Below are 22,963 nucleotides of genomic sequence, written 5' to 3'. Positions count from 1 at the left end.
AGTATCGCGTCTGGTGCGTAACAATCGGGCGGCAGAGAAGAGAAATGAAATCAGTATGGCCGATACGAATGTGAATGGTGGTACACAGCAGGCTACGGGCAAACTCAAGTCTGTCGAAAGCCTGGACCAGACCAACGAGATGGAGCGTGGCCTGAGCAATCGCCACGTACAGTTCATCGCCATTGGCGGCACCATCGGCACCGGCCTGTTCCTGGGCTCGGGCAAGTCAATCTCGCTAACCGGCCCCTCGATCATCTTCGTGTACATTCTGGTCGGTGTCATCATGTTCTTCCTGATGCGCGCCATCGGCGAAATGATGTACCGTGACCCCAGCCAGCACACCTTCATCAATTTCATCACCCGTTACCTTGGCAACGGGTGGGGGCATTTCGCCGGCTGGACGTATTGGGCCGCGCTCGTGCTGCTGGGCATGACCGAGATCACGGCCGTCTCCACGTACTTCATCACCTTCTTCGACACGTTCGGCATCGACCTGACCCATTGGAAATGGCTGATCGAGCTGTGTTTCCTGGTGTCGCTGGTCTCCATCAACCTGATTGCCGTCAAGGTGTTCGGCGAGGTGGAATTCTGGTTCTCGATGATCAAGATCACGCTGATTTGCGCGATGATCGCCACCGCCGTGGTCATGATCGTGATCGGCTACCATTACCCAGCCGTGCAGATTCACGGCGTGGACCACGTGAGCCCGGCCGGCCACGCCGGATTCGACAACCTGTTCGCCAACTTCTCGTTCGCGCCGAACGGTTGGATGGCCTTCCTCATGAGCTTCCAGATGGTGTTCTTCGCCTACGAGATGATTGAATTCGTGGGCGTCACCGTCTCCGAGACCAAGAATCCGCGCAAGGTGCTGCCCAAGGCCGTCAACGAGATTATCGTGCGTGTGCTCATCTTCTATGTGGGCGCGCTCGTGGCCATCATGTGCATTGTGCCGTGGACCTCGTTCAAGCCGAACAAGGACGGCTCCTTCGCATCCCCGTTCATTATGGTGTTCCAGTATGCCGGGCTGAATTGGGCGTCTGCGCTGGTGTTCTTCGTGGTGATTACCGCCGCATCTTCCGCGCTGAACTCGCTGCTGTACTCGGCTGGCCGCCACCTGTACCAGCTGTCCGAGGTGTCGCCGAACCCGATGCTGAACAAGCTCGGCAAGGTGTCCGATCGCAAGGTGCCGGCCCGCGCCATCCTGGTGTCCGCGGCGCTGATACTGCTGTCGCCGATCGTCAACGCCATCCCCGGTGTGTCCGGAGCGTTCGTGCTGTTCTCGTCCGCCAGCTCCGCGGTGTTCCTGTTCATCTACATCCTGACGCTGATGGCACACCGCAAGTACCGTCGCTCCGCTGATTTCATTCCGGACGGGTTCGTCATGCCCGCTTGGAAGGTGCTCAATACGGTGGCAATCGTGTTCTTCGTGTTCATCTACCTGACGTTGTTCCTTGCGGACGATACGCGCAATTCCGCGATTGCCGGCCTGGTGTGGCTTGTGGGCTTCGGTGGATTCTCTATGCTGCGCGAACGCTACCGTAGCCGCGATTTAAAGGCCGCACTGGAACACAAGGAGTGATTGGACGGGCTGATTGGCTGGCGGCTATTAGTTGGGTGGCTGTTGGCTGTTGGCGGCTGACTGGCTAGCGGCCGATAGCCAATGACTGGGCTGATCGTCAGCCAATCGGCTGCCTATAGGTCTCATTGATACATTCGGTCATCCGATTAGTGCATTTGCGCGGACAATTAGTGCATTCGATCATCGGATTAGTACATCAGTGTGCAATTATTAGTACAATTAGCCGCCTAATTAGTACATTAGGACATAAAACAATGTCCTAATGTACTAATTAGATGCTAAAATACGATAAGTGCCATGTCCTAATGTATGAATTATCGCTATGAAGGGCGGAATGCGATGACGCAGGATGAACTTATGCAAGTGCTGCAGGCCGGTGAATCATCTATGGTCGAGTTCAAGCGCTGCAGCGAATTGCCTCATACGGATACTTTTGAGACTGTATGCTCATTCGCCAATCGTTCTGGTGGCAGCATTTATCTTGGCGTTGACGATGACGGTCAAGTGCTCGGCGTCGATTCTAAGCGCGTTAGTGAGATAGAGCGCAACGTTGTCAACGTAGTGTCTAATCGTAAGATGTTCGAACCGGCTCCAATGGTGGAAACGGAACATATCGAGTACGACGAACGGATTATTGTTCGTATTTGGGTAGCTCCGAGTTCTTCGGTTGTGCGGTTCAAGGGCGCAGTGTTTGATCGCATTGCTGATGTGGATACACACATCGAAAGCGATATCCAGATTAGTCAAATGTATATTCGCAAGCAGAACTACTATTCCGAACGGCGAATTTTCCGTTACGTGACTCCGTTTGATTTGCGTCCTGAGCTGATTGCGCGAATGCGGCAGCTGGCGGTCGCTCAGCGAGCTGGGCACCCTTGGGGAACTATGTCTGACGAAGAACTGTTCCGCAGCGCCAAGCTATACGATCGTGATTACACGACCGGCGAAGAGGGCTTTAATCTTGCTGCAGTGCTGCTCTTGGGCAAGGATGAAGTCATTTCCTCGGTTTGCCCAGCGTATATTACTGATGCCGTGGTTCGGCGAGACAATATTGACCGATACGATGACCGACTTATGGTGCGGACCAACTTGTTCGATTCGTACGAGCAACTCCGTGAATTTACTGAGCGGAATCTGCCTGACCGCTTTGTGTTAAAGGGCGATAAGCGAGTGAGCCCGCGTACGATGATCGCCCGTGAATTGGTGGCAAACAGCCTCATGCATCGGGAGTATTCCAGTCCGGTGGTGGCGCGTGTCACCATTGATAATGAATCCATCCGGACGGTTAATGCTTCGCGCTCATTCTTTGAAGGTCGAATGAAGCTGGGCGAGTTCACGCCAATGCCAAAGAATCCGATTATCGCTAATGTGTTTGTGCAGACCGGCATGGCCGAGCAGCTGGGTAGCGGACTGCGGAATCTGATAAGAGCGTCCCGGCAATATACTGAGCGAGAGCCTGAGTTCCGCGATGGTGACATATTCGAGGCGACGATTCCTATTGTTCCTGCGCTGAAGACCGTGGATGGTTCTGGTTTTGCTAGCGTGAGATCTGTAGTTGAGAAAGATGCCGAAGAGGGTGCGAGGCTCATTGGCGGGGAACGTGTGGATGGTAAGAAAGCAGATGCAACCGCATCGGGTGAAATTGATTCGCGGGCAGCGATGCTGTCGGCGATGAATCGACGCTTGACAGAGGTTGACTATGTGACTGTACCTGAACTCGCCAAGATAACAGAGCTCGATAACAGAACAGTCCGCAAATTCCTAAACGGTTTAGTTGCGCAAGGAAAGCTGATTGCTGAAGGCAACACGCGTGGTCGGCGTTATCGGAAGGGATAGCGGGCGCGATATCTCGATGCAGTGGGATTCACTTAAGGGCTACGGCAAATATGATTCGTAGCGATTGGGCCAGCGCAATTCGAATGGCTCATGACTTTGTGCGTCGTTTGTGGTCTCTGAAGTTGTTTGCTGGGTGACGGTTTTGTGATAAAATCGCTCATATCAAAATGTTTGCGTAAACATTTTGGCTGCGCCGAAAGAAGGAGTCGACGTAGGTCATGTATCAGGCAAAGAGGCTGGCTCAGTGAAGCAAAGGCCGATTTTTCCGGTATAAGGCGGACAGCAGGAACACTAAGGAGACCAATGAAGGTACTGAGCAAATCGCTTGCTGCAATGGTTGCGGCGGCAACACTAGTGGGAGGAGGGGCGTTTGCGGTTGCCGGCACTGCGTATGCGGCTGATAACGATGCCATTACCGTGACCCCGAACCCATGGTATGCCAACAGTTTCGATGGCTGGGGCACCTCGCTGGCTTGGTTCGCCAACGCCACCGGCAGCCTCGGCGAGGAATCGGCCATCACCACCAATCTCGGCGATGACGCTTCCAAGGCTAAGGCTGTGGAATACGGCAAACAGCTGCGCGAACAGTTCTACCAGTCCATCTTCGGTGATGAAGGACTGGACCTGAACATGGCCCGCTACAACGTGGGCGGCGGCAATGCCTCCGATGTTGCCTACGGCTACCCATTCATGCGCCAAGGCGCTGCCGTGCCTGGCACGTGGAAAGATGACGCCACCGGCTCCGGCACGTATGGCAATGGCGTAACCACCAAGCAGGCCGACAAAGACAAGCTGGCTGCGGCATTCGACCCGACTGACGACAACCAGTATGACTTCTCCAAGTCCGCCGCCCAAGACTGGTGGATTGAGCGCGGTGCCACCGGCGATAACCCCGACATCACCGATGTAGAGGCCTTCGCCAACTCCGCTCCGTGGTTCCTGACCAACAGCGGTTACGCCACTGGTGGATACAACTCCGGTAGCAATAATCTTGCAAACCCTGAGAAATTCGCTCAGTACATGACCAAGAACGTCGAGCACCTCGAAAGCCTTGGCGCAAACGTTGACACGGTCGAGCCGTTCAACGAGTCCGAGACCAGTTACTGGGGCACTCCGGGCGACATGGCTTCGAAGTACACCGATGAGAGCGATGACAACACCAAGCTCATTAACAACTACTGGGATAAGTACTACTCCGACAAAGATAAGTCCGTCACCCCATACTCCAACGCGCTGAAGAAGCCGCAGGAGGGTATGCATGTCAATAACGCCCAGCAGCAGCAGACGATTACCGCACTCGCTGAGGCGCTCAAGGACAATGATGACACCATCATCGCAGCCACTGATGCTACAAACTCCGCTGACTTTGTCAAGTCGTACAACCAGTACCCGCAGGCGATCAAGGACCTTATCGATCAGTACAATGTTCACGCCTACTCCGACGGCAGCCAGATGCAATCGCGCGATATCGCTCAGGCAGACGGCAAGAAGCTGTCGATGAGCGAGGTGGACGGCTCCTGGCAGTCCGGCTCCTACAACCCGTACGGTTTCGACAACGCGCTGGGCATGATGAGCAAGATCAGCTCCAACGTCACCCGCCTGCAGTCCAAGGACTTCACCTTCTGGCAGGTGGTCGAGGACCTCTACAACATGCAGATGGGCTCGAATGTGAATCCGGCCGGTGAGAACACCAACTGGGGCACCGTGCTCATCGACTTCGACTGCACCGTGGCTGGCATGGACGGCAAGCTCTACTCCGAGCGCCGCGTGAACAACAACGGCGGTACCACCGATGGACTTGAACCGTGCACGGTTATTGCAAACGCCAAGTACAACGGCGTCAAGGCCATCACCCACTTCATCCACGCGGGCGACAAGGTCATCGCCAACAACGATGAGGACAACAACATGACTGCCACCTCCGACGATGGCAAGACACAGACCGTCATCCACCGCAACTCCGGCACCTCTGACCAGACCTTCGTCATCGACCTGTCGAAGTACGGCGAGATTGCCGACAACGCTTACGGTGAGCTCTACCTGACCACCGAAACCTCTGCCGAAGACAAGAACGCGGGTGTCGATTCCGCCACTCCGGAAGTCTTCGCCAAGACCAGCAACGTCAAGCAAGCTGAAGGCTCTGTGATGATTGACAAGGCTGCCAAGACCGCTACGGTCACTGTGCCCGCCCGTTCTATCGCCTCCATCCAGCTCACTGGCGTGACCGGCTACGCTAAGGATGCTGCCGTCGAGACCGGCGACACTTACCAGCTCGTTGGTAAGCAGTCCGGCAAGGCCGTGGCTGATACCACTTCTGGTGATTCCGCGCTGTCCCTGGCCAACGTCGCTTCCGATGCCGAGAACGCCAAGAAGCAGACTTGGACCTTTACCCAGATCGAGCAGCCCGCCGACTCCGAGCGCCCTGATCTCAAGGCTTATGTGATTACTAACGCCGAAGGCAAGGTGCTGGTGTCCAAGGATGGCACGAACGCGCTTTCCAACGAAACGGTTGAGGCCGCTAAGTCCGACCCGGCTGCCAAGTGGATTCTCAACACTTCCGATGGTTCGACCTACCAGCTGCTCAATGCCGCGACTAAGACGAACCTCGATGTGGATAACTCTGGTACCACAGTCGGCACGAAGGTTGGCTTGTGGCAGTCACCGAGCGGCACTTCGCCGTCCGCCAACCAGACATGGACTCTGCGCAATGTAACGCCGACCAGCCAGAAGACCGTGAACGTGCAGACCGCCGTTAACGAGAAGGCCGTGCTTCCGGTCGAAGTCACGCTCTACTACACCTGGGGCGAAGGCAAGGCCACGGTTGCCAACTGGGATACTTCCAAGGTCGATGTGGCCAAGGAAGGCGCCTACGAAGCCACCGCTACCGCCACCGATGTGTACGGCAACGAGTTCAATGTCGCCGCTACGGTCTACGTTGGCGCGCTCACCGTTTCCGATCCGGTATCGGCTACAGTGCTGGCCGGCACCAGTGCGAGCGAGGCGAAGGCCGCGCTTGAGGCTGCGCCGGTGTACCTACACGTCAAGGCATCGCCTGCATTCGAGGGCGATGCGGCTAAGGTTACGTGGAACTTCGATGGGCTTGATACCAAGCTCGCCGATGCCAAGGCTGGCGACAACATTGCCGTGACCGGTACTTACCAGCTGGACGACGCGACCACGATTGCGCTGAAGGGCGCGATCTATGTCACCGCCGCCACGCCTGAGAATGTGGCCGACACTGCTTCCAACCTGACCGTGACCAACCAGCAGACGGAATACAGCAAGGGCGATCAGTGGAAGAAGCTCACCGATGGTGACACGTCAGCTGAATCCTGGGTGACGTGGAACTCTGCTGGTGACTATTCCGCCAGCCCGACCGCCACGATTGACTTCGGCTCTGAGTGTGAGCTTAGCAGCGTGACCATCACGTATGGTGACAAGGCTCCGGCTTCCGCCAAGGCCGAGTACGCCACTGATGGCGAGACGTGGATGCAACTCGGTAGCGATGTTAAGCCTGCCGCAGGCCAGACGGTGACGTTCAAGGCCGATAAGGGCACAGTGAATGCCACGAAGGTGCGCATTGTGAACACCGTGAACAACGACTACATGAACGCCACCGAAATTCAGGCATTCGTGACGCCGGTTCAGGGTGCTGCGAAGAACATCGCCGCGGCCTTTGGCACGAACTTCTCGGTGAACTTCCAGGAGGGTGCCTCCGCTTCCAAGGCCATCGATGGTGACACTACGTCAAAGGGTTGGTCCACTTGGGCTTCCACCGCCTCGACGGTGGACCCGGTCGCCACGTTCACCTTCGACGAAGCTCAGACCATCACCGAAGTGAAGACCTTCTTCTACTACGATGGTCGTGCGTCTTGGCCGAAGAGCCAGACGCTGGAATACCAGAATGAGGCTGGCGAATGGCATGGAGTCGGTACCAAGGATGGCTGGAAGATACAGGCCGGCGATGCCGGCTCTGGCTCCGACGGCATCACCGCCGCCGACACCCCGACCGTTGACTTCGTGCTCGGCACCCCGGTAAAGGCCAAGGCCATCCGCCTGACTAACACATTGCAGGACACCAAGGTGTACATCAACGTGGCTGAGATCCAGGTGTTCGCACAAGACAGCACGGTACTCACCCCGCAGCCAGCATCCGATGCCACGCTGGGCGACCTGCGTCTTGACGGCGAAACCGTTGAAGGCTTCGACCCGTCCAAGACCGACTACACGGTTGATCTGCCGGTCGACGCCGAGGCAAACCCGGTGCTGCAGGCCTTCGCCACCGACAATGCCGCCGCCGTCAAGGTGACTGGCGACGCGGTTGAGAACGGCAAGCTTGGCGGCAAGGCCGCCATTACGGTGACCTCAGCCGACGAGTCTGAGACGAAGACCTACACGGTGACCTTCAACGCCTTCACTTTGGCTTCGCTCAAGGTGATCGGACCCACGAAGACCGAGTACGCCATCGGCGACAAGCTCGATACCGCCGGTCTGAAGGTGACTGCCGTCTACCAGAGTGTCGACAAGACCAAGGAAGTGCCGGTCGCTCTTGACGACCCGCAGCTTGCGATTGGCTCGTTCGACTCCACCACCGCAGGCAAGAAGGCGATTACCGTCTCCTACCGTGGTGTGACCGCGACCTTCAACGTCACGGTCAAGGCCAACGCAGTCGCCCCTGGCCCTGAAGAACAGAAGCCCGGCAACACCAACAAGCCCGGTGCCACCGGCAACGGCAACAAGAACACGGTGGCCAACACCGGTTCCAGTGTTGCCGCCATCGCTGGCGCTGTCGCTCTGCTGGCCGCTGCCGCGGGTGCATTGTTCATGCTGCGCAAGCGTGCATAGCACCCTCGCACAGTAATGGGGGAAGGAACAAGCCGGCAATATTGACTATTGCCGGCCGGTTCCTCCGCTCTTTGAGCATAATTGGTCCGACAAGTTGAATACTGAGTTTTCAGTATCGGTATATTGATTTGTCGGCCCTTTTCTGACTTCGCGGATAGCGACATAACTGTTTGTTCAAAAAACCGTTATCATCAATCAAGGAACCAAATCAATGAAGATAAACAATAAGGGCAAGGGCGCTCTTATCGCGGCAATTACCGCCGCGGCAACGCTATTGTCATGCGGGCTGGCCGCTGCAAGTGCCAGTGCGGCAGGTGTGGATTACCTGCCTACCATCGGCCAAGTGCCGACATACACCAAGTTCCAGCCCACAGCCGATCCGGGCAAGAACGCTAGCGATTACTTCCAGCCATATTGGTATGCCAAGAACGCCAATGATAATGGCGGCACACACATCCAAGCGCACGGTGGCCAAGTGGTCAAGGTTGGCGACGCCTACTACTGGTATGGCGAAGACCGTTCTAACGGTTACGACAACAGCCCCGGTGTTCATGCTTATATGTCGACAGATCTATACAACTGGACCGATCTTGGTGTGGCGCTGCGTGCGGTGACCAGCAAATCTCAGTTGACGGATAAGAGCAATGCCGATTACGCCTACTTCGACAAGGCCTACAACCTGACCAAGTCCGACGGCAGTGTGGACGCTGCCAAGGCCGACGCAATCTTCCCGTACCTCAACACCAACCCCGATCAGGATGGTGATGGCGCGGTTGATTCCGTACAGGGCATTTTCGAGCGTCCGAAGATCATCTACAACAAGAAGAACAAGCAATACGTGCTGTGGTGGCATTCCGATGGAAGCACCACGCCGGGCGGTTCCAACTATGCACGTGCACTTGCGGGCGTGGCTGTTTCCGACAATCCGGCGGGCCCGTTCACTATGGTGGGTGCCTATCGTTTGCCTAACCAGAACAATTGGAAAGAAGCCGCAGGTAACCCCAGCTGGGGTGAGAACGGTGACAGCCGCGATATGACTGTGTTCGTGGATCCGAAGGACGACAGTGCCTATGTACTGTATTCTTCCGAAGCCAATGCCACGCTGTATATCGCCAAGCTCAACGATGATTACACCAATGTAGTCAAGACCACGAATGTGGACCAGTCCGAGGGACAAAAGCAGTACTCTGCTGACGGGCAGTACCCATACATTCTTGCAGACGGTACTACGGATGCCCCGGTGCGTGGCGAAGATTTCCAAATCGTCAAACAAAATGGTTCGCTGGAAGCTCCTGCCGTATTCCAATATGACGGGCGTTACAACATCATCGCATCTGGTGCAACCGGCTGGGACCCGAACAAGCAGACCTACTACACCGCCGACTCCATGCTGGGAAGCTGGACCCGTGGCGTGGAAAAGGACGATGCCAACGAGAACACGTGGTACAACAACATGCCGGAAGGCGCGGATGGTCTGTTGTCTGTGGGCGATACCCGCGGCACCACATTCGGTTCGCAGTCGGCTAGTGTGCTCGCAGTAGACCAGGAGAAAGGTCACTTCATCTACCTTGGTGACCGTTGGGATTCCGGTAAAGCCGATTCCACCTATGTTTGGCTGCCGCTGACCATCGGTGAGAACGGCACCATCGAAATGCATAATCCTGCTCAAGAAGGCGAGCCCGACGGCTGGGATCTGAACTATTGGGACAACCATGGTAGCGCCAAGGGCAAGCTGGTCAACTGGACTGTGGAAACCGGCGATGATCTCCCGAAGACCGTGAACACGGGCGGAACCGTTACTCTGCCGGACACCGTCAACGTCAAGGAAGGCGACGATACCATTGCTACCAAGGTGACATGGAATGTGGAAGGCGGTACGGCAGTCAGCAAGTCGACCAAGGCTGCCGGCAGCACCTACGCATTCAATGTGCCGGGAACCTACACCATTACAGGCACTCTTGCCGAGAGCAGCAACTTCAACCCGGGCCGCACATTCCGCAGAACCATCGACGTTTCCTGCTCCAACCCGATTTCCGGAAGTTGGAAGGAAGCCCATTGGAAGGGCGGCAGCGCGTGCCAGGTCGCCGCATCCGGCGGTACCTATGACTTCACCGTTACGGACAACGCCAATCGTGGTGTCTGGACGGATCGCAACGAGGGCAGCGCGGTGTACCAGCCTGATGCTCTGGACGTGAACGAAACGTTGGAAACCACGGTCAAGCCGCTCGACTTGGGCGGTAATGGCGATCCGCGTGCCGGCCTGGTGGTTCGTAACGGTCTTGCTGACGCTAACGGCGGCAAGGGATATGCCACGTTACTTGCCAGCCCAAGCGGCATTTACATGCAGTACGATTCCAATGCCGATGGCTACATCGATAAGGAAACATCGCATGTTGGTGCCGGCTTCGGCGACCAAGTGCAACTCAAGCTGGAGCGCGCCGCAACCGATACCCTGAAAGGCTACTGGCGTGCTTCCGCGAACGATGAATGGCAGGATGTCGCTACGGTAACGCTGACCGGTGCGGACGCAACCGGGCTCGATGCCGGTGTCTTCGCCACGTCGAACAGCAATGCCGGCGCATTCACCGTGGCCTTCAACGGCACTGCGTTCGGTTCGCAGACTGCTGCTGTGGAGTCCATCGCGGCTAAGGACCCTGAAGCCACTATCGCCAAGGGGCAGATGCTCGCGCTTCGGGACGTGACGGTTACCGCCACGCTCACCAATGGCAAAACGCGTGTGCTGGAGCCAAGCGAATACACGCTGGAAGGCTTCGACACCACCAAATTGGGCGAGCAAACCGTGACGGTGCGTCTTGTCGCTGATTCTTCAGTAACCGCCACGTTCACCGTGACTGTGGAAAGCAACCTTGCCCGGTTGTTCTGCTCGTCCGCTGCGGCCTCGAAGTATGAGCCGGCCAGTAGCTGGGCCTCCGCTTCTACGGCCGACCTGACTTGCGACAACAACCTGAGCACCAACTGGTCGAACTGGGGCACCGGCGACACCTCGCCGTGGCTCAGCTACACCTTCGATAAGGCATATCAGCTGGGCAAGCTCAGCGTTGCGGTGGATAAGGCCAAGGGCGAGGCCGCTCCGAAGAGCTTCACTGTATCGTACCTAGCTGAAGACAGCGCCACGTGGACTGATGCCACGCTGCCGGCAGTCACTGTGAATGGTGCTGCTGGAGCCGTGACGGAAGCCGATGTGAGCGCTCTGTCCGCCACCAAGGGCATTCGCCTCAACTTCACCTACGCCGATGGCAATGACTATGCCAAGATCGCTGAAGTACGCATCGCCGAAGGTGAAGCGACACCAGAGCCGCAGCCGTCTAGTAACGCCAATCTTGCTGATCTGACTGTGGATGGCAAGACGGTTGACGGATTCTCCGCGGATACCACTAAATATGCCGGTGCGCTGGCTGGAGATGCTGCTTCCTACCCGACGGTGGAGGCGACTGCTGCTGACGCAAAGGCTACGGTGCAAGTGGAGCAGGCTTCGGCCGAGAACAACGGCGTGGCCACGGTGACTGTAACTGCTGAGGATGGCACGGCGAAAACCTACACAGTGACATTCGGCGAACTGCCTCAGTTGGCTGAGCTTGCTGTGGAAGTGACCAAGGATTCCTATCAGGTAGGCGATAAGTTCAACGCTGCCGATGTGAAGGTATCCGCCATTTACAAAGTCGGCGATACTGAAACGCTGCGCAAGCTGATTGATCCAACTGATGGTGATCTGAAGTTCACTGGCTTTGATTCTGCCACCGCAGGCACGAGGACCATCACCGTCTCTTATCGTGGCGTGAACGCGACGTTCGAAGTCACGGTCACGGCCACGGAGGTCACTCCCGGCCCTGGAGAGCAGAAGCCCGGCGATACCAACAATCCTGGCAACACTGCTAAGCCCGGTAGCACTGCCACGAATAAGCCGGCTGCTAATGGCGCTGCGCCCCTTTCGAATACGGGTGCTGCCGTGGCTGCCATTGCGGTCGTGGTTGTGGTGCTGGCAGCTGCGGCTGGTGCCTTGCTCGTCATCCGCAAACGCCGCGCATAACCATGGCAACTGCTGAGTAGCGTGGATTGCGTTGCTATTGAGCAATCTGCGATTCACGCCACTCAGCGAGTGCACCCGAGTGCGCTCGAGCTTGCGCAATGCAGGCGCAATACAGTGCAAACAGTACAAAGCAACAATAATGGCCGGTCTGAGCCAGCTGCTCCATGCGAGGGCAGTTGGCTCAGACCGGCCATTGTGTCTGCAAGTACATGCAATTAGAGCATGAACATGTGGAAGCCGTTGAGCGTTACTGGTTGTTTTGCTTTGTTGTTGCGCTCAGCAGTGCGACGGACGTCCGCCCGCAGTGTAGTGCAGCGCTCCGTGAACCAGCGCCGATGTGAAATGCATGTTGCACATGCCCGCTTCTTCTGCTTCGTGCGTGCAGCCGGCGATGCTGCATAGGTTCATACCCCGAATCATGGTCATACCCCCTCTTTGGGATGGCATCCGTGCCGCCATCTGCCTTCAGAGCATAGCGGACAATTGTTGCATTGCCTAGGCGGTACAACGCTTTCTGTGGCCTGTATCACATCCTTGCCGGCGTTCTGCGGCGTGGTTGGGCGTGTACATGTGCACTTGTGCGGTTTTGTTGTGTGTGATTTGGGTATACGGATAGAGTTTCTTCTCTGCAGTGGCAAGGGCCTCTCGGCCGGCGAGCCGGCTGATTTCTCCCATGCGTTGCTCAATGATTTCCGTTTTGCGAGTCTGAACGGCAAAGTAGCTCTGGAGAAGTGCCACTTCTTCTTTCTTCGGATCACCGTTTTGAGCAATGAGATAGCAGGCGTATCGGGTGAGCTTGACGTCCGCGATGGAGCTGGTGGCACCGCTGCCGAGAGTCACGTCTCGCGTAGTGTCACGGAAATGGGATTCAACGGATACGCCGGAATTGTCGCAAGCTTGCTTGGCTCGTGTAATAGCTTTGCTGAAGTTTTCCCATCTGTCGTACCCCATATAGGTCATTAGCTCGCGTGCATACCAATACTCAACTTTGGAGTCCTCGGTGGTGTGTGCGATAGTGCTGAGTTCGCTGGTTTTGCGTGTGATTTCGTCGCGGTTCATGGGTGTGTCCTTATGTTTTTCATGACCATTTTCGTGACTCCACGAAAATGGTCAAAGCGAATAATTGCAATGGTTTTGAGGTATGGGCGCGCTCCGCCCAACTGGTCTGTCTTCGTCCGCCTTTTCGACCAGATACCTCATGGAGCACAATGCCAACGTCGCTACCGTTGGCCCAGCAAATATTCTTAGACGACGCCCCGAAGTGAATATCTATGCGGCTTTCAGAATATCAAAGAGCGTGGAGTGTGTGCATTATGCGTTCCAAAAATAGTTTCTAGTAGCGAATTGTTTACGGTGTGAGATATTCTTGGGATGTTTGCGGCGCTCTGCCGTGTAGCGAATGGAAATGGATGGTGCTCTTATGGGATTTGAGCAGGAAGCAGTTAGTGAACTGTATGCCAGCGTGTGGGGCAATCGTTCGACAATGCAGAGGGAATTCACTCGTGGAGCCCATGGTGAGCAGTTCGTGCTCCGGGAGCTGTCCATGAAGGGGACGCAAACGCCATCGCAATTGGCATCGGCGCTGCAGGCCAGTTCCGGCCGCATCTCCACTGTGCTGTCGTCTCTGGAGAAAAAAGGCTGGGTCACGCGTGACATTGATTCCAAGGATCGGCGCATTATTCGCGTGAATCTCACTGATTCCGGGCGCGAGCAGTCTCATCGGATGATAGAGGAAATGCGTTCCGCGATTTGCTGGATTTTCTCGCAAATGGGGGAGCGGCGCACGCGCGAATTCGTTGACCTGGTGTCTGAGTTCACCACATATATGTCGATTTGCCATCCGGGGCGGCCTCGGCCGACTGCTGAACAGGTGCGTGAGGCATTCGTGGAGCGGGGCAAGCGCGTGGCTGAACACATGGCAGCTAAGCGCGCGGAGAACTAATCGGCAAGGCTAATTGAGGACGCTCACAGCGAACATGCAGAAGTGCGCGTAATATCTCACAGTGTAAGTAATCAAACAATAGAAACTATTAAGACATCGTGAACCGATAATCGCCGATAACCCAGCCAACTTAAGAACCAATCGTCAATAACCAATAACCAACCCAACCAACACAAGGGGAAACCAATGCTTCGCATCATGAAATACCTCTCCAAAGCGGAGATCGGTCAGATGCTCATCGCTCTGGTGACCATCGTCGGGCAGGTCTACTTCGACCTGAAACTGCCCGACTATATGTCAGACATCACCACGCTGGTCGAAACGCCGGGCAGCCACATGAAGGACATTTGGATTGCCGGCGGCAAGATGCTGCTCATCTCGCTCGGATCCGCGGCGTGTGCCATCATCACCGGCTACATCGCTGCGCGCGTGGCGGCCTCGTTCACCCAGCGTCTGCGCTCGCTCGAATTCCGCAAGGTCGAGTCCTTCGGCCCGGCCGAAATGAGCAAGTTCTCCACCGCCAGCCTCATCACCCGCTCCACCAACGACGTCACGCAGGTGCAGATGTTCATCACCATGGGTCTGCAGCTCATCGTCAAATCGCCGATTATGGCAGTATGGGCCGTGTGCAAGATCGCCGGCGAAGGCTTCGAATGGACGCTCGCCACCGGAATCGCCGTAGTGATTCTGCTGGCGGCCATCGTCATCATGATGGCCATGGTCATGCCGAAATTCAAGGCCATGCAGGCCCTGACCGACAACATCAACCTCGTGGCCCGCGAGAACCTCACCGGCCTGCGTGTGGTGCGCGCCTACAACGCCGAGGACTACCAGGAAGCCAAATTCACCAAGGCCAACAAGGACCTCACCGACACCCAGCTGTTCACCAACCGCGTCATGGCGTTCATGATGCCGCTGATGAACACCATCATGAACGGTCTGATGCTTGCCGTCTACTGGATCGGTACCTACCTGATCGATGCCGCCGGGCTCAAGGACAAGCTCACCGTGTTCTCCAACATGGTCGTGTTCTCCAACTACTCCGTGCAGGTCATCATGAGCTTCCTGCTCATGAGCATGGTGTTCGTGCTCTGGCCGCGCGCCGACGTGTCCGCGCAGCGCATCATGGAGGTGCTCGACACTGAGCCAATCGTCGAGAACGGCACCAAAACCGCCGCCGACGTGGCCAAAACCGGCCAGAGGGGCACCGTGGAATTCCGCAACGTCAGCTTCACCTACCCGGATTCGCGCGAGGCGATGCTGGAAGGCATCAACTTCACCGCCGAGCAGGGCCAGACGGTGGCGTTCATCGGCTCCACCGGCTCCGGCAAGTCGTCTCTTATCAATCTCGTGCCGCGCTTCTATGACACCAGCCAAGGCCAGGTGTTGGTCGACGGCGTGGACGTGCGCGACTACGACCTGAAGGCCCTGCGCGACAAGATCGGCTACGTGCCGCAGCAGTCCGTGCTGTTCAAGGGCACCGTGGCCTCCAACGTGAGCTACGGCGATCAGCCGGGCGACCCGGCGGAGGTCGAGATGGCCGATACCTCCACCCCGGCCGGGCGCAAGCGCGAGGCCGCGTTGATCGCCGCTGGCGAGGCCGCGGAAGGTGCCGATATACCGGCCGAGCAGCTGAATCGCGTCAGGGCCGCCGCCGACGTGGCGCAGGCCAGCGAGTTCGTGGCGCGCATGGACGGCGGGTATTCCGCCGCGATCGCCCAAGGCGGATCGAACGTGTCCGGCGGCCAGAAGCAGCGCCTGTCGATTGCGCGCGCGGTGTACCGTCACCCGGAAATCCTGATTTTCGACGACTCGTTCTCCGCGCTCGACTTCAAGACCGACCGCGAAGTGCGCGACGCGCTCGCCCGCGAGGCCAAGGATTCCACCAAGCTCATCGTGGCCCAGCGCATCGGCACCATCATGAACGCCGACCGCATCGTCGTGCTCGACGACGGCAAGGTCGTGGGTCAGGGCACGCACAAGGAACTGCTCGACAACTGCGACGTATACCGCCAGATCGCCGAATCCCAGCTCAGCCAGTCGGAGCTTACGGCGTAGGGGGGGGCGGCAGCGGTAGCTCCCCATGTCAGGGGCTGAGCCGTAAAGGGAACAGCCCAGTGGGCTGTTCCCAGGCGAAGACGAGCTGATAAGCGAGCGAATAAAACAGCACAGCTGACTGAGGGGTAGTCGCGTACGGCTTCTCTCCCTCCGGCGCTTCGCGCCACCTCCTTCATCAGAGGGAGGTCAATACGGACTTTTAAGGAGTAAAACAAATGCCAAGAGGACCAATGGGCGGCAGGCGTGCCGTCGAAGAGCCCCATGATTTCGGCAAAGTCATGGGCAAGCTCGTGAACTATTGCCGCAACTATCTTCCCGTCATCATCATCGCGCTCATCCTGGGCGCGGCCGGCACCGTCTGCCAGATCGTCGGCCCGGACAAGCTCAAGGACATGACCAACGAGATCGTCAAAGGTCTGCCCGCCATCGTTAACGGCAGACCGGTGATGAACTCGGTAGATTTCGGCACGGTGGGCCACATCGCCTGGACTTTGGTGGCCCTGTACGTGGGCTACGCCGTGCTCGGCTACGTGCAAAGCTGGATGATGGCCAACGTCACCCAGCGCACCGCCCAGCGACTGCGCGAGTCGATCTCGGTCAAAATCAACAAACTGCCGCTCAAATACTTCGACAAGGTTAGCTACGGCGACGTGCTGTCGCGCATCACCAACGATGTGGACGCCATCGGCCAGACGCTGGGGCAGTCGCTCGGCTCGCTGATTACCTCGGTGACGCTGTTCGTGGGCGCGCTGGTGATGATGTTCTACAACAACGTGATCATGACCCTGTGCGCCATCGGTGCCAGCCTCATCGGCCTGATCATCATGATGGCCATCATGAAGTCCTCCCAGAAGTACTTCGCCCGGCAGCAGATGGCGCTAGGTGACGTCAACGGCCACGTGGAGGAGATGTACGCCGGCCACCTCATCGTCAAGGCATACAACGGCGAGGCCGATTCGATCCGCCGCTTCGAGAAGTACAACTCGGACCTCTACGAGTCCGGCTGGAAGTCGCAGTTCCTCTCCGGCCTGATGATGCCGCTCATGAATTTCGTGGGCAACTTCGGCTACGTGGTGGTGTGCGTGGTGGGCGCGGCGCTCGCGCTCGACGGGCAGATCGAGTTCGGCGTGATTGTGGCGTTCATGATGTACATCCGCCTGTTCACTCAGCCGCTTTCGCAGTTTGCGCAGGCCTTCCAGAACCTGCAGCGCTGCGCGGCCGCCGCCGAGCGCGTGTTCGGCTTCCTTGAAGAGCCGGAGATGGAAGACGAATCCGGCAAGCAGGCCCTACTCGGCAAGAACTACATGGGCGGCCACGAAGTGAAGGGCGACGTGGAATTCAGCCACGTGCAGTTCGGCTACGAGCCGGGCAAGCCGATTATCAACGACTTCTCCGCTTCAGTCTCGGCCGGTCAGAAGGTCGCCATCGTCGGCCCGACCGGTGCCGGCAAGACCACCATGGTCAACCTGCTGATGCGCTTCTACGAGATTTCCGGCGGTTCGATTTCGATTGACGGCGTGGACACCAAGTCCGTGCCGCGCTGGAACGTGCACGACCAGTTCTCCATGGTGCTGCAGGATACGTGGGTGTTCCGTGGCACTGTGCGCGAGAACATCGCCTACTCCAAGCCTGGCGTGACCAACAAGCAAATCGAGGATGCGTGCAAGGCCGTGGGCCTCGACCACTTCATCCGCTCGCTGCCGGACGGCTATGACACCGTGCTCGACGACAAGTCGTCGCTCTCCCAGGGCCAGAAGCAGCTGCTGACCATCGCCCGCGCGATGGTGCAGGACGCGCCGATTCTGATTCTCGACGAGGCCACCTCCTCGGTCGATACCCGTACTGAAGAGCTGATTCAGAAGGCCATGGATGCGCTGACCGTGGGCCGTACGAGCTTTGTGATCGCGCATCGCCTCTCCACGATTCGCGACGCCGACATGATCCTCGTCATGAACCACGGCGACGTGATCGAGCGCGGCACGCACGACGAACTGCTGGCGGCGGGCGGTTTTTACGCCGACCTCTACAACAGCCAGTTCGCGCTCGCTGACTGACGGATTGTTTCCTGCGTTAGCGGATTAGCGGATTAGCTATACTCGGCTCCCCTCTCCGAGGGGAGCTGTCAGCGTAGCTGACTGAGGGGAGCAACCCATCGGTCCACCCGAGGGAATGCTCCACTGGATGTGATACTGATGATTTCGTACATTAGTGTGTGAAAAAGCCGCCGGGAAAATTGGGGGATTGGGCGGCGGTGCGGTTGGCGTTGAGAATGGCGCATTCGAAGGGGAAGTGAGCGCGCAGCTGGGTGGCCGGGGTGGTGAACAGGGCGGTGGCGAGGCCGTCGGCCAGTGTGACAGGGACGTGTGCCGCAACGGTGTTCGACGAATCGTCGGTATCGCGGTTTGCCGTTGTCGAGGCATTGCTGCCATGCGTCGATGTCTTCGTGGTTATGGCGCTCGATGGCGGCGTGACGGCCACCCATGTGGCGGCTACATCGTCAACCGGTAGTCCGTCGATGGCGTTGAGCAGATGGTGAAGTTGGTGACCTGCGGCGTCAGACCAGTGGCGGCGGCTGGGGGAGCTCGCGCAGAATGCACCTTGGCTGATTTCGACCGTACCTACGGCGTTGGCCGGATCGGCAGGATCTTCAAGGGCGATGGTGATTGGTTCGTCCGTGTGCACTAGCAAATCACCCCCGGCGTCGATGACGTATTGAATGGGTTGAGGGTGACCCGCGCCATCACCCAACATCCCCGCAAGCAAATCCACCAAATACCCCTTACCGCACGCGCCGAAATCGAGCGCGACCGGTCCGCGCGTCACCAGTGTTGTGCCATGCCGCTCAACGTCGGCTGACCAAATGGCTCGTCCGTGGATCGCGCCTGCATGTTCAGCGGCATCTGGCGCAGGCGTAAACGAATACGACTCGTCATAGCCAAGCCGAATCAAATCCTCGCCCACGCACGGGTCGGTCGCCCCATCGGTTGCCGCAAACAGGCGGTCGTACAGGCCAAACAGACCCGATGCCCAGTCGGGAAAATCGAACGTGCCGCCATGTGCGGCCGTGCGCATCCGGCCGACGATGGAATCATCGCGGAATCGAGATAATACAACCTCATATTCATGGATGAACGAGCCAATACGATCGCGTATCTCATCGTCCAATACGCTCTCGGTGTGCACCAGTAATCCGGTCCCCAACGCATCAGGAAAAGCGTATACGTATGGCAGTTGCTCGGTCAGACTTGTCATGCCCACTATCGTAGAGCGCATGGTGTGCCGGTGTATACTGGATTTTGACACTGTGTCAATGTTGATTCGGAGGTTGTGAGAATGGGCAATGCGACTACAGCAAGTGTAACGGGTGTGCAAGTTGCACCGGCGAAGTCAGCCATCAGAGATCTCCCCATCGCCAAAGTGTGGGCGTTTGCGGTCGGCCAGTTCGGGTGGGCGCTGCTTTCCGGCATCATCTCCAACTGGCTCGTGTATTTCTACCAACCTGACCAGGAGACCATCTCCCAAGGTCAGACCGTATTCGTGCCGCAGGGCCTGGTCGTTCTCGGCATCGTGACCGTGGTGGGCGGCATCACCGCCTTCGCCCGATTCTTCGACGCGTTCGTGGACCCGGCCGTGGCGTCTCTCTCCGACCGTTGCGACGCCAAATCCGGCCGCCGTATGCCGTTCCTGAAATTCGCCGCCCTGCCGCTCGCGGTGGTCACCGTGCTCGTGTTCTGGAGCCCGATCAACGGCACCAGCTGGGTGAACGCGGCGTTCCTGTTCGTCACCGTGATCGGCTACTACATCGCCCTCACGTTCTACTGCACGCCGTACAACGCGCTCATCGCCGAACTCGGCCACGACTCCAAGCAGCAACTCACCATCTCCACCGCCATCTCCTTCACTTGGGTGGCCGGCACGGCCATCGCGTACGTGGCGCCGGTGATTTGGGGCGCGTTCGTGCCGATGATGGGCCGCATCACCGCCATCCGCGTGACCTTCACCATCATGGCCGCCGTGGCGTTCGTGTGCATGCTGGTGCCGCCGCTGGCCATCCGCGAGAAGGACTACGTCAACTCCCATCCCACCTCCGAATCGACCATCGAATCCCTGAAGCAGACGTTCGGCGACGGCGAATTCCGCAAGTTCGTATGCTCCGACGTGGTCTACTGGGTGGCCATCACCACCTTCCAGACCGGTCTGCCGTTCTTCGTGACCAGCCTGCTCAAGCTGCCGGAAACCACCACGACCATCTACTTCGTGCTCATGACCGGCGTCTCTGTGCTGTTCTATCTGCCGGTCAATATTCTGGCCAATAAGGTCGGCAAGAAGAGGCTGCTGCTGGTTGCCTTCGTGATCTTCACCTGTGCGTTCGCATTTGCCGGCGCCCTTGGTTCGGCCGTGCTCGGCTTCATTCCGGCGATGGCCCAGGGTTTGGTGCTCTCGGTGGTCGGCGCGATTCCGATGGCCGCGTTCGGCATCCTGCCGCAGGCCATCGTGGCGAATATCGCCGACGCCAGTTCCAAGACCACCGGCCAGGACCGTCAGGGCATGTTCTACGCGGCCCGCACCTTTGCGATGAAGATGGGCCAGTCCGTGGCCATGCTGCTGTTCACCGGCGTCTCCACCATCGGCATGGCGTCCGGCGCGGGCTACCGCATCGCCGCCGTGTGCGCGGCCGTGCTGTGCGGTCTGGGCGGCATCGTGTTCGCGTTCTACAACGAAAAGAAGGTGTTGGGCGTGCTGGAGACGTGATGACGTTGCCGGGTGCCGCCGCGGTATCCATACGGAGCGGTGTGGGTGACTTGCCCCGTCTGCGACACTGAACAAGCCGCCGCGGTATCCCTGGTATCCAGGCGGAGTGGTGATCTTAGTTCGAGCTATTGCGCCGGCAGACGGCTGGGACGATGCTGCGCTTGCGGCGGCCCAACCGGCGACACCGAAACGTTACCGTGTCGACACGCGTGCGACACTTCGGCGTCAAATTGCGTTTGACCGCACTCCGTACTATATTGTTGCGAGTTGCTTTGCGGAGCAAAGTAACATCCAAGGGGCTGTAGCTCAGTTGGTAGAGCGCTTCGTTCGCATCGAAGAGGTCGCGGTTTCGACTACCGTCAGCTCCACGAGACCCTCTGCATTCATTCCACCGCAGAGGGTCTTTTTCTTTATCTTCGTTGGTATTGTGCCGTTTTCCCGTATTGGTTTAATGTGCGTTTGCGTAAGCTGGGGTACGTCTAAGTACACGTTATAGGTACACCAGCGGGTACACAGAAGTGGCATGATGGAGGTATGCGAACGAAGAACAGCTGGGGAAGCGTCATTTACGACAAAACGCGACACGCTTACAGGGCGCGTTACCAGAACCCTCATAAACCCGGAAATGTCGTGCAAAGGGTGTTCTCCGACAAATTGACAGCGCAAGGATGGCTTGCCAAAGAAAAACAACTCGTGGAAGCAGACAAGGCTGGTTTAGATACTTGGACGCATCCAAGCGAGCGAGAGGCTGAGCAACGTGCAAAAAATGAACGTGCAAACATAGTATTCAAAGACTACGCAATAGAGTACGTGGAGAATTGGCGACGCAAAGATGGGCGACCATTTGAAGAAGCGACCAAGCGCAAGCATCGGGAATATTTAGCTTATCTGCTCAAAGCAGATTTTGTCAACAAGGCTGTTGCTTCAATTACAGAGGCGGATATCCACAAGTGGCTTGAATCGCCAATGCCTCCACATCCAAGGTTACGCGCATTCCAGTTGCTTAAAGACGTGATGAAAAAGGCTCAGCAAAACGGGCTTATCGAGAAATCGCCGGTAACTATGTGCAATCCCAAGCTGCCAAAAAGTAAACAGGCTCAGATTCCTGTGGCAACATGGCAAGAGCTGGAAGCCATCTATAACGGCATGCCGGAATATTGCCGTATCGCCGTATATCTGGGCGCGTGCTTCGATTTGCGCATCAATGAAGTGTGCGCATTGCAGGTGAAAGACTTCGATCTCAGACACAAGGTGCTGCATGTCCGTCATAGCGTCGGCAAGGGCGAAGGCGATAAGGGTTACAGGCGGCTGAAGGATACAAAGACAGCTTCCAGCACGGCCGATTTGAACATTCCTGATGCGCTGATTCCCATGATTAAGAAGCAGATTAACAAACGGGACGGCGACAGCATGCTAATTGCGTCACCTGTAAGTGGCGGCATAATGAGCGACCCGGCGCTTAGACGCTTATTCAACCGCGCCGCAGCCAACGCGGGACGCTCCGACCTGCACTTTCACACGCTGCGGGCCACGGCCATTGATGCAGCGATGCATCAGGGCGCGACGTTGCGCGAGACGATGGCGTTGGGGCGGCATGATGATGAAAAGACGTCCGTAGAGCGGTATCAACGAGCCAGTTCGGAGCGACTGCGAGAATTGTCGAACAGTGTGGCAGCATCTTTGCTGCCACAGCACCGTACCCGTGGGGATGTGGAGCGTGAGCTTGCCCGGACGCGGGAAAGGCTAGCCCAGCTCGAAGCAGAGCTAGCCTCGTTCAGCGAAACAGGCGAGCCAGAGAATCGGCGTCGATAAGCCTCTTGTTGCCTATCACGTAACTTCTTAGCCTCCCCTCGCGAATCAGACCGTAGAGGAAGCTTTTAGAGCAATGCAACTTTTGCATGGC

At 57.6% G+C, this 22,963-nt stretch carries 13 protein-coding genes and 1 tRNA gene; 11 read left to right on the top strand and 3 right to left on the bottom strand.

Features of this window, described 5'->3' with window-relative positions; all coding sequences use genetic code 11:
- Nucleotides 1-55 precede the first annotated feature (55 nt).
- From AB5287_RS08315 to AB5287_RS08295, 5 genes are all read left to right on the top strand, one after another.
- Nucleotides 56-1,579, top strand: coding sequence for an amino acid permease (locus AB5287_RS08315; RefSeq protein ID WP_115768798.1), 1,524 nt, complete (start codon nucleotides 56-58; stop codon nucleotides 1,577-1,579).
- A 339-nt stretch (nucleotides 1,580-1,918) separates the two neighbouring features.
- Nucleotides 1,919-3,415: an RNA-binding domain-containing protein gene (locus AB5287_RS08310; protein ID WP_347013501.1), complete on the top strand. Its 1,497-nt coding sequence runs from the start codon at nucleotides 1,919-1,921 to the stop codon at nucleotides 3,413-3,415.
- A 303-nt stretch (nucleotides 3,416-3,718) separates the two neighbouring features.
- Complete coding sequence (locus AB5287_RS08305) at nucleotides 3,719-8,260, top strand: exo-beta-1,6-galactobiohydrolase (RefSeq protein WP_368221029.1); 4,542 nt, start codon at nucleotides 3,719-3,721, stop codon at nucleotides 8,258-8,260.
- 573 nt (nucleotides 8,261-8,833) lie between these two features.
- Nucleotides 8,834-8,899: a hypothetical protein gene (locus tag AB5287_RS08300; RefSeq protein WP_349816200.1), complete on the top strand. Its 66-nt coding sequence runs from the start codon at nucleotides 8,834-8,836 to the stop codon at nucleotides 8,897-8,899.
- A gap of 304 nt (nucleotides 8,900-9,203) precedes the next feature.
- Complete coding sequence (locus AB5287_RS08295) at nucleotides 9,204-12,308, top strand: bacterial Ig-like domain-containing protein (RefSeq protein WP_368221045.1); 3,105 nt, start codon at nucleotides 9,204-9,206, stop codon at nucleotides 12,306-12,308.
- Between the two features lie 495 nt (nucleotides 12,309-12,803).
- Here AB5287_RS08295 and AB5287_RS08290 read toward each other — a convergent pair whose 3' ends face one another.
- Entirely contained in the window at nucleotides 12,804-13,367 is a 564-nt protein-coding gene (locus AB5287_RS08290; RefSeq protein ID WP_021975086.1) for a BRO family protein, read from the bottom strand.
- A gap of 361 nt (nucleotides 13,368-13,728) precedes the next feature.
- On the opposite strand from AB5287_RS08290, the gene AB5287_RS08285 reads away from it, so the two are divergent.
- From AB5287_RS08285 to AB5287_RS08275, 3 genes are all read left to right on the top strand, one after another.
- On the top strand, nucleotides 13,729-14,250 hold the full coding sequence (locus AB5287_RS08285) for a MarR family winged helix-turn-helix transcriptional regulator (RefSeq protein ID WP_032737608.1): 522 nt from the start codon (nucleotides 13,729-13,731) through the stop codon (nucleotides 14,248-14,250).
- Nucleotides 14,251-14,436: 186 nt separating this feature from the next.
- Complete coding sequence (locus tag AB5287_RS08280; protein WP_100970039.1) at nucleotides 14,437-16,308, top strand: ABC transporter ATP-binding protein; 1,872 nt, start codon at nucleotides 14,437-14,439, stop codon at nucleotides 16,306-16,308.
- Nucleotides 16,309-16,523: 215 nt separating this feature from the next.
- A complete protein-coding gene (locus AB5287_RS08275) occupies nucleotides 16,524-18,362 on the top strand; it encodes an ABC transporter ATP-binding protein (protein WP_077387415.1) in 1,839 nt (612 codons plus the stop codon).
- Nucleotides 18,363-18,513: 151 nt separating this feature from the next.
- On the opposite strand, the gene AB5287_RS08270 is transcribed toward AB5287_RS08275, so the two are convergent.
- Complete coding sequence (locus AB5287_RS08270; protein ID WP_347010196.1) at nucleotides 18,514-19,560, bottom strand: FAD:protein FMN transferase; 1,047 nt, start codon at nucleotides 19,558-19,560, stop codon at nucleotides 18,514-18,516.
- 81 nt (nucleotides 19,561-19,641) lie between these two features.
- Here AB5287_RS08270 and AB5287_RS08265 point away from each other — a divergent pair, with 81 nt between their 5' ends.
- From AB5287_RS08265 to AB5287_RS08255, 3 genes are all read left to right on the top strand, one after another.
- Complete coding sequence (locus AB5287_RS08265) at nucleotides 19,642-21,060, top strand: MFS transporter (RefSeq protein ID WP_011068650.1); 1,419 nt, start codon at nucleotides 19,642-19,644, stop codon at nucleotides 21,058-21,060.
- Nucleotides 21,061-21,355: 295 nt separating this feature from the next.
- A tRNA-Ala gene (locus tag AB5287_RS08260) sits at nucleotides 21,356-21,428 on the top strand.
- 166 nt (nucleotides 21,429-21,594) lie between these two features.
- Complete coding sequence (locus AB5287_RS08255) at nucleotides 21,595-22,872, top strand: tyrosine-type recombinase/integrase (protein WP_368221026.1); 1,278 nt, start codon at nucleotides 21,595-21,597, stop codon at nucleotides 22,870-22,872.
- Here AB5287_RS08255 and AB5287_RS08250 read toward each other — a convergent pair.
- Nucleotides 22,835-22,960 carry an excisionase family DNA-binding protein gene (locus tag AB5287_RS08250; protein WP_367646273.1) on the bottom strand — a complete coding sequence of 42 codons (126 nt, stop codon included), beginning with the start codon at nucleotides 22,958-22,960 and terminating at the stop codon, nucleotides 22,835-22,837. The genes AB5287_RS08255 and AB5287_RS08250 overlap by 38 nt on opposite strands.
- Nucleotides 22,961-22,963: the final 3 nt, after the last annotated feature.

It is taken from the genome of Bifidobacterium sp. RTP21102st3_E2_RTP21102_210122, from assembly GCF_040916945.1.
Classification (GTDB): Bacteria; Actinomycetota; Actinomycetes; order Actinomycetales; family Bifidobacteriaceae; genus Bifidobacterium; species Bifidobacterium longum.
The sequence above is the reverse complement of the archived record's forward strand: the minus strand, read 5'-3'. Positions and strand labels throughout refer to the sequence as shown.